At 33.4% G+C, this 7,891-nt stretch carries 10 protein-coding genes and 1 pseudogene; 8 read left to right on the top strand and 3 right to left on the bottom strand.

Features of this window, described 5'->3' with window-relative positions; genetic code table 11:
* The first annotated feature begins 113 nt into the window (after positions 1-113).
* The 3 genes from OU788_RS06885 to OU788_RS06875 are packed head-to-tail and all read left to right on the top strand — an operon-like array spanning position 114 to position 1,595.
* Positions 114-443 (top strand): ArsR/SmtB family transcription factor, encoded by a 330-nt coding sequence (locus tag OU788_RS06885; protein WP_274634479.1) that lies wholly within the window; start codon positions 114-116, stop codon positions 441-443.
* 50 nt (positions 444-493) lie between these two features.
* A complete protein-coding gene (locus tag OU788_RS06880; RefSeq protein ID WP_274634478.1) occupies positions 494-961 on the top strand; it encodes a DUF6428 family protein in 468 nt (155 codons plus the stop codon).
* A gap of 1 nt (position 962) precedes the next feature.
* Positions 963-1,595, top strand: coding sequence for an arsenate-mycothiol transferase ArsC (locus tag OU788_RS06875; RefSeq protein ID WP_274634477.1), 633 nt, complete (start codon positions 963-965; stop codon positions 1,593-1,595).
* On the opposite strand, the gene rsmG is transcribed toward OU788_RS06875, so the two are convergent.
* Positions 1,585-2,214, bottom strand: a complete 630-nt coding sequence (gene rsmG / locus OU788_RS06870) for a 16S rRNA (guanine(527)-N(7))-methyltransferase RsmG (RefSeq protein WP_274634476.1) — start codon at positions 2,212-2,214, stop codon at positions 1,585-1,587. The two genes, OU788_RS06875 and rsmG, sit on opposite strands and share 11 nt — an antisense overlap.
* A gap of 145 nt (positions 2,215-2,359) precedes the next feature.
* Here rsmG and OU788_RS06865 point away from each other — a divergent pair.
* A pseudogene (locus OU788_RS06865) lies at positions 2,360-3,416 on the top strand (fatty acid desaturase family protein).
* Positions 3,417-3,439: 23 nt separating this feature from the next.
* Positions 3,440-4,627, top strand: a complete 1,188-nt coding sequence (locus OU788_RS06860; protein ID WP_274634475.1) for a pyridoxal phosphate-dependent aminotransferase — start codon at positions 3,440-3,442, stop codon at positions 4,625-4,627.
* Positions 4,628-4,689: 62 nt separating this feature from the next.
* On the opposite strand, the gene OU788_RS06855 is transcribed toward OU788_RS06860, so the two are convergent.
* Entirely contained in the window at positions 4,690-5,169 is a 480-nt protein-coding gene (locus OU788_RS06855) for a retropepsin-like aspartic protease (protein ID WP_274634474.1), read from the bottom strand.
* An 82-nt stretch (positions 5,170-5,251) separates the two neighbouring features.
* On the opposite strand from OU788_RS06855, the gene OU788_RS06850 reads away from it, so the two are divergent.
* Both OU788_RS06850 and OU788_RS06845 read left to right on the top strand, forming a co-directional pair.
* Positions 5,252-6,016: a TatD family hydrolase gene (locus OU788_RS06850; protein WP_274634473.1), complete on the top strand. Its 765-nt coding sequence runs from the start codon at positions 5,252-5,254 to the stop codon at positions 6,014-6,016.
* Complete coding sequence (locus tag OU788_RS06845; protein WP_274634472.1) at positions 6,009-6,503, top strand: methylated-DNA--[protein]-cysteine S-methyltransferase; 495 nt, start codon at positions 6,009-6,011, stop codon at positions 6,501-6,503. The genes OU788_RS06850 and OU788_RS06845 overlap by 8 nt, the downstream gene beginning before the upstream one ends.
* Positions 6,504-6,573: 70 nt before the next feature.
* Here OU788_RS06845 and OU788_RS06840 read toward each other — a convergent pair whose 3' ends face one another.
* Positions 6,574-7,020 (bottom strand): nucleoside deaminase, encoded by a 447-nt coding sequence (locus OU788_RS06840; protein ID WP_274634471.1) that lies wholly within the window; start codon positions 7,018-7,020, stop codon positions 6,574-6,576.
* 94 nt (positions 7,021-7,114) lie between these two features.
* Between OU788_RS06840 and OU788_RS06835 the strand changes: the two genes are divergently transcribed.
* Entirely contained in the window at positions 7,115-7,882 is a 768-nt protein-coding gene (locus OU788_RS06835) for a UDP-2,3-diacylglucosamine diphosphatase (protein WP_274634470.1), read from the top strand.
* Positions 7,883-7,891: the final 9 nt, after the last annotated feature.

Below are 7,891 nucleotides of genomic sequence, written 5' to 3'. Positions count from 1 at the left end.
AAGCTTCTAAAAAGAAGAAAAGGCGCTGGTATTAAACTTTTTATAAAAAATAACACTAAAAATAATTGGTGTTTTACTTATTAATCGTAATATTGCAATATAATAATAAATCAATGGGATTAACCAAATCAGAAATATTTACTGAAGAGCAAAATCAATTGGCTACCATCGCAAAAGTGTTAGGCCACCCAGCTCGTATTGCCATTTTACAACACTTATTCAAATTGAATTCTTGTGTATGTGGTGATTTGGTAAATGAAATCGGTTTGGCGCAACCTACTATTTCGCAACATTTAAAAGAATTAAAGAAGATTGGTATTATTAAAGGGACTATTGAAGGAACTAGCGTTTGCTATTGTATCAATCCATCAACTTGGAAAGAAATTAAAACCTTGCTTTCTTCTTTTTTAAACCTTGATATGAATAACCAGAGTTGTTGCTAAAAAAAATTTGAAATCATTAATCGTAATATTACAATTAAAAAAACAAAACCATGAAACTATCAGAAATTAAACAACATTTAAGTACGTTAAAAACTATTGCTTTTCAATTACCTGACGGTAGCTTAGTACCCAATCATTTTCACGTAACAGAAGTAGGAAAAATTACCAAAAACTTTATCGATTGTGGTGGAGTTGTTAGAAATGAAGAAGTGGTAAACTTTCAATTATGGAATGCTAATGACTACGATCACAGATTACATCCAGAGAAGTTAATTCACATAATTGAATTATCAGAAAAAGTATTAAACATTCCTGATTTAGAAATTGAAGTGGAATACCAAGGAAGTACGATTGGAAAGTATGGATTAGATTTTGACGGAACTAACTTCTTATTAACTACAAAACAAACAGATTGTTTAGCGAAAGATAACTGCGGAATTCCACAAGAAAAACCAAGAGTAAAATTAGCTGATTTACAAAAACAAACTGCATGTGAACCTAACTCAGGATGCTGTTAATATGAAAACACAAACCTCAACGCTATTTTCTGAATTACAGGAAACTATCTCGAGCTTACCAACCGTTTCAGAAGAACGAAAAGAAGTTTTACAACCGCTTGTAAATTACATTCAGGAAAAACTGGATAATAAGGAAGTTATAAATCTGAATTTTATTTGTACTCATAATTCAAGAAGAAGTCATTTGTCGCAAGTATGGGCGCAAACTATGGCGTATCACTATCAAATACCAAATGTAAACACTTATTCTGGTGGTACAGAAGCTACCGCTATGAATTCAACAGTTGTTACTACTTTAGTTGATAACGGATTTAAAATTCAACAATTATCTGATGGAACAAATCCTATTTACGCAGTAAAGTATGCTGACAACACACCGTCTATTATAGGTTTTTCTAAAAAATATGACGATGACTTTAATCCAACCTCAGCTTTTGGAGCTATCATGACTTGTTCACAAGCTGATGAAGGATGTCCTTTTATAGCGGGCGCTGAAAAAAGAGTACCCGTTACTTATGAAGATCCAAAATTATATGATGGAACACCTTCTGAAAAAGAAAAATACTTAGAAAGAAGTTTACAAATTGCATCTGAAATGCAGTATGTATTTTCTTCAATAAAAATTAGCCTTTAAACTTTATTGGTAAGTGCACTACTTTTTTTGTTTCGAAGAAATCTTCTTCAAAAAAATCTGGTAAATCATAAATGGTGGCTTTAGGGAAGTTCGCAAGTTCTTCTGTAAGGTCACCACCTTTTAAATATAGAATTCCGTTTTTTAACGCGTGGTTTTCTTTCTTTTTTACCTTATTTTTTACCCAACGATGAAAAGTTTCCATTTGGGCTACCGCTCTACTTACAATAAAATCATAAGTTTCATCTACCTCCTCTACGCGTCCGTGAGTCGTTTTTACATTTTCTAACCCTAATCCTTCTACTACTTCGTTAACCACTTTAATCTTCTTCCCGATAGAATCTACCAAGTGAAATTGCGTTTCTGGAAATAAAATTGCCAACGGAACTCCAGGAAAACCGCCTCCAGTACCTACATCCATCACATTTGCTCCTGGTTGAAACTCCATTACCTTCGCTATTCCTAATGAATGTAATACATGACGTAAATACAATTCATCAATATCTTTACGAGAAACAACATTAATTTTTAAATTCCAATCTTGATACAATTCTTGCAACTTAGAAAATTGTTCTAATTGTGTTTCCGTTAAATTGCCAAAGTATTTTTTTATAAGTTCCATCTAGTGATTTTTTCCGCTGCAAAAATAAAAAACAATTTGGTATTGTTAATTTTTAAGTAAAAGATATTAATCTGGTTAAAAAGTTGGTCTATAGCAATAACCGTGAACCAAAAACGTTTATTTTTGCGAGACAAACAAACATCAAATGACGACAGTAAACTTCTCAAGAATAGACAAAACAAAGTTCTTTAGAACTTTAAACAAAAGAGTTAATACTTACTTTAAAGAAAACGAAATTAAACGTACAGGAAACTGGAAATTATACACAAAGGCAATAATTATGTTAGCTATTTTTATTGTTCCTTTCATATTAATTTTAACTATTGATATGTCTCAATGGATAAAATTAGCCTTAACTGTATTAATGGGAGTTGGAATGGCTGGAGTTGGAATGAATGTAATGCACGATGCTAACCATGAATCTTTCTCAAGCAAAAAATGGGTAAACAAACTTTTTGGAAGTAGTATTTATATTTTAGCAGGTAATGTATATAACTGGAAAGTACAACACAATGTATTACACCATACCTACACAAACATTCAAGATCATGATGAAGACATGGATGCTGGTAGAATCATCCGTTTTTCTAAACACTCACAGTGGTTATGGATTCACAAATTTCAAAAATATTATTCAATCTTTTTATACGGATTGTTAACTATTAACTGGGCAATTACGACCGATTTTAAGCAAATGCACAGCTATTTAAAACGTAAATTATCATACGGAGAATTCCCTAATCCAGCTAAAGAATGGACTAAATTAGTAGTTTCTAAAGTGATTTATTATGCTCTTTGGTTGGTATTACCAATCGTAGTTATGGATGTTGCTTGGTGGAAGGTTTTAATCGGATTTTTTGTAATGCACTATACCGCTGGTATTATTTTAAGTGTAGTTTTCCAATTGGCACATATTGTTCCTAAAACAGAAACTCCTTTACCTGATGAAGACGGAAATATGAAAAACACCTGGGCTATTCATCAGTTATATACCACTGCAAATTTTGCCCCTAAAAACTGGTTTATTAATTTCTACACAGGTGGATTAAATCATCAAGTAGAACACCATATTTTTCCTCATATTTCTCATATTCATTATGATAAATTAGCTAAGATTGTAAAAAGAAAAAACAACTCGTAGAGCAGTTATTGAACACTTTAGACATTTAGCTGAGTTAGGAAGAAAACCTCAATTAGCATAATCAACACACAAGATAACAACACAATGTCAAACGCATTATCAAACAGAATTAACAGTTTACCTGTATCGCAAACTTTAGCTATGGCAGCTAAAGCAAGAGAATTAAAAGCTGAAGGTAGAGATATCATCAGTTTAAGTTTAGGAGAACCAGACTTTAATACTCCTGATTTTATTAAAGATGCCGCTATTGAAGCCATCAATCAAAATTACAATTCATATACTCCTGTAGACGGATATGTAGAATTGAAAGAGGCTATTTGCGAAAAATTTAAGCGTGATAACGACTTAACATACACACCAAACCAAATTGTAGTTTCTACAGGAGCAAAACAATCTATTGCTAACGTAGCACAAGTATTGTTAAATCCTGGTGATGAAGTGTTGTTACCTGCTCCATATTGGGTAAGCTATTCTGCAATTGCTACGTTATGTGAAGCAACCTATACAGAAATTCCTTCTTCTATTGATACTGATTTCAAAATCACTCCAGAGCAATTAGAAGCAGCAATTACACCAAAAACAAAGATGATTTTCTTCAACTCGCCAACCAACCCTAGTGGTTCTATTTATAGTGAGGAAGAATACAGAGCTTTGGCTAAAGTGTTAGAAAAACACCCAAACATCTATATCTTATCAGACGAAATTTACGAGCATATCAACTACGGAACAAAGCCATTTAGTTTTGCTGCGATTGAAAGCATGTACGACCGTACCATTACTGTTAACGGATTAGCGAAAGCTTTTGCTATGACAGGATGGAGAATCGGTTATATAGGTGCTCCTGAATGGATTGCAAAAGCGTGTACAAAAATGCAAGGTCAAATTACTTCAGGAACCAATTGTATCGCTCAACGTGCTGCTATTACTGCTGTAAAAGCATCGCCAGAAAAAGTACAGTATATGGTAGATGAGTTTAAAAACCGTAGAGATTTAGTATTACAATTATTAGGTGAAATTGACGGTTTCAAATTAAACATACCTGAAGGTGCTTTTTATGTATTCCCAGATATTTCTGATTTCTTCGGAAAAACAATCCGCGGAAAAGAAATTAAAGATGCTAACGATTTTTCTATGTTGTTATTAGAAGAAGCTAATGTAGCTACAGTTACTGGTGAAGCCTTTGGCGCTCCAGACTGTATCCGTTTATCATATGCTGCTTCTGAATTACAATTACGTGAAGCTATCAAAAGAATTAAAGAAGTTTTAAGTTAATTAACTTAAACTGTCAAGCATAAAAAAATCCGTAAGAAATATCTTACGGATTTTTATTTTTTTTAGAAAGGAACTTTCAATTTTCTAACTTTTTTCTTTTTAAGCTTCTTTAAATACAATGCTTTCTTGTTATAATCAATAAACGCTTTTCCAGCTTCTAAAATATCTGCACCAATAATCCCATCAACTTCTTGTGCATTATGTTGTTTTAAGGCAGTATTTACATGCGTTAAGTCAAACAATACTAAATCACAAGCTTCAGTTTTCCACTTCCCTATTTTCAGTGAATTATTTTCCGACTTTTGTGTTTCCATATCGGTTGCTCCAGCTCCTGCTGCTTTTACCTCACTCTCTTCAGAGACAAGTTTAAAACGCTCAATTAAGTCCAATCCAACACATGAATTAGACGCTCCTGTATCCAGAATAAAGGTTCCATTTACCCCATTAATTTCAGCAGTTAACTCCAAATGATTAGTCACCATTTTTTTGAGTTTTATTTTGATGTATTTCTTTTTTCGTAATACTTTTTTCAAACTTGCCATTTCTTGTACTTTTGTCCTCGCAAAGATACAATATAATACAATGTCCCCTTGAACACAGTCGAAAGGGATTTTTATTAAAATTATGATAACCGATACACATACACACCTATACTCAAGCCAGTTTGATGAAGACAGAAACGAAATGATACAACGTGCAAAAGATGCTGGGGTTTCTCGTTTCTTTATTCCTGCGATTGATAGTTCTTATACTGAACGTATGTTCGATTTAGAAAAAAACTACCCGAACGACGTGTTTTTAATGATGGGGTTACACCCAACTTCGGTAAAAGAAAACTACCAAGAAGAGTTAGCACATGTAAAAGAGTGGTTAGACCAACGTGATTTTTATGCAATTGGTGAAATTGGTATCGATTTGTATTGGGATAAATCATTTTTACCGCAACAACAAGAAGCTTTTCGTACGCAAATTCAATGGGCTAAAGAAAAACAATTGCCGATTGTTATCCATTGTCGTGATGCTTTTGATGAAATTTTCGAAGTATTAGAAACTGAAAAAGGAAACAATTTATTTGGAATTTTTCACTGCTTTACAGGAACCTTAGAACAAGCTGAGAAAGCAATTTCTTATAACATGAAATTAGGAATTGGTGGTGTAGCGACTTTTAAAAATGGAAAGATTGACAAGTTCCTAAACCAAATAGACATTAAACACATTGTGTTAGAAACCGATTCTCCTTACCTAGCTCCTACTCCGTACCGAGGCAAACGTAATGAAAGTAGCTACATTACTAATGTGGTAGATAAACTGGTTGATATTTATGGATTGACTTTCGATGAAATTTCGGAAATTACGACACAGAACTCTAAAGACGTTTTTGGTGTCTAACCTACAAACTACATATTATAAAACCCCAATCGGGATTGCCAAAATTGAAGGTGATGAAAATGGAATCCAATCGATTTCTGTATTGGATAAAGAAGCTTTGCCTACAATTAGCTTTCCGAAAGAGACTCCGTCTTATTTACAAAATTGTATTAATCAACTTGATGAGTATTTTGCTGGAAAAAGAACAGTGTTTGATTTACAATTGAATCCACAAGGAACAACCTTTCAACAATCGGTTTGGAATGAGCTATTAAACATTCCTTTTGGAAGAACCAGAACTTATTTAGAACAAACCAAACAATTAGGCGATGTAAAAGCGATTCGTGCTGTAGCCTCTGCAAATGGTAAAAACCCTATTTGGATAGTTATTCCATGTCACAGAGTTGTAGGTTCTGATGGTTCATTAACAGGATATGCAGGTGGTGTTTGGCGTAAAAAGTGGTTATTGGAACACGAAAGTGGGGCAAAACAACAAACGTTATTTTAATTTTCGTCAAGCTGAACTCGTTTCAGCTTCGCATCCTAAAAAAGATTCCTGCCTACGCAGGAATGACAACTTAATTCAAATTGCGTTTTTCAATAAAAAATTTCTTCAACAAAAACCCGCATTCTTCTTCTAAAACTCCAGATACCACTTTCGTTTTTGGATGTAGTTTTGTTTTCAATACACTAAAACCAAGCTTTGGTTCACTGGCTCCGTACACTATCTTTCCTATTTGAGTCCAATAACTTGCTCCCGCACACATTTGACAAGGTTCTAGTGTAACATACAAGGTACAGTCTTTTAAATATTTTCCACCTAAAAAATCTGCTGCTGCAGTAAACGCTTGCATTTCGGCATGCGCCGTAACATCGTTTAACAACTCAGTTAAATTATGCGCTCTAGCAATAATTTGATTGTTAAAAACGATTACCGCACCTACTGGAACTTCTCCTTTATCAAAAGCAATTTCGGCTTCCTGTAAGGCTTTTTTCATAAAGTAAGTATCATCAAACGGATTCATATACGTGGATTCATGTAAGTTCTTAAACAAATGTAGCCAAAATTTGTTTGTGCTAACTCTGAGTAAAATACTTATTTTTACCAAAATTTACGATTTGATTTCAATCAACACTTCTGATAATAAAAAAGTTTATTTTGCTTCCGATCAACATTTGGGAGCTCCGACTTCTGAGGCTAGTTTTCCTCGTGAACAAAAGTTTGTTGCATGGTTAAACGAAGTTAAGAAAGATGCTGAGGCTATTTTTATTTTAGGTGATTTATTTGATTTTTGGTTCGAATACAAAACTGTAGTACCTAAAGGCTTTGTTCGCGTTTTAGGTAAGCTCGGAGAAATAAAAGACAGTGGTATTCCGATTTACTTTTTTGTCGGGAATCACGATTTATGGATGCGTGATTATTTTGAAAAGGAATTAAACATTCCTGTATATCACTCTCCTCAAGAATTCAAAATCAACGATAAATTGTTTTTGATTGGTCATGGTGATGGACTAGGTCCAGGAGATAAAGGATACAAACGCATGAAAAAAGTATTTACCTTTCCTTTATTCCAATGGTTATTCCGGTGGTTGCATCCTGATTTAGGTGTTCGATTAGGACAATACATGTCGGTTAAAAACAAATTGATTTCTGGTGATGAAGACGCTAAATTTTTAGGCGAAGACAATGAATGGCTTGTACAATATTGTAAACGTAAATTAGAAACTAAACACTACGATTATTTTGTGTTTGGACACCGACACCTGCCATTAGAGATTCAACTTAAAGAGGATAGTACTTATTTGAATACTGGTGACTGGATTCAGTATTACACCTATGCGGTTTTTGAAAATGATAAATTAGTTTTAAAAAAGTATAATTCATAAAAAAGCACC

This window comes from Tenacibaculum sp. L6, assembly GCF_028823685.1.
In the GTDB taxonomy this organism is placed as follows: domain Bacteria; phylum Bacteroidota; class Bacteroidia; order Flavobacteriales; family Flavobacteriaceae; genus Polaribacter.
This window is presented reverse-complemented; position numbering and strand designations above follow the sequence as displayed.

What these genes read in the sequence shown, in the direction of transcription:
- OU788_RS06880 (WP_274634478.1), top strand. Translation starts at nt 494, where the DNA reads ATGAAACTATCAGAAATTAAACAACATTTAAGTACGTTAAAAACTATT.
- OU788_RS06840 (WP_274634471.1), bottom strand. Translation starts at nt 7,020, where the DNA reads ATGAATCCGTTTGATGATACTTACTTTATGAAAAAAGCCTTACAGGAA.
- OU788_RS06885 (WP_274634479.1), top strand. Translation starts at nt 114, where the DNA reads ATGGGATTAACCAAATCAGAAATATTTACTGAAGAGCAAAATCAATTG.
- OU788_RS06875 (WP_274634477.1), top strand. Translation starts at nt 963, where the DNA reads ATGAAAACACAAACCTCAACGCTATTTTCTGAATTACAGGAAACTATC.
- OU788_RS06850 (WP_274634473.1), top strand. Translation starts at nt 5,252, where the DNA reads ATGATAACCGATACACATACACACCTATACTCAAGCCAGTTTGATGAA.
- OU788_RS06855 (WP_274634474.1), bottom strand. Translation starts at nt 5,169, where the DNA reads ATGGCAAGTTTGAAAAAAGTATTACGAAAAAAGAAATACATCAAAATA.
- OU788_RS06860 (WP_274634475.1), top strand. Translation starts at nt 3,440, where the DNA reads ATGTCAAACGCATTATCAAACAGAATTAACAGTTTACCTGTATCGCAA.
- rsmG (WP_274634476.1), bottom strand. Translation starts at nt 2,214, where the DNA reads ATGGAACTTATAAAAAAATACTTTGGCAATTTAACGGAAACACAATTA.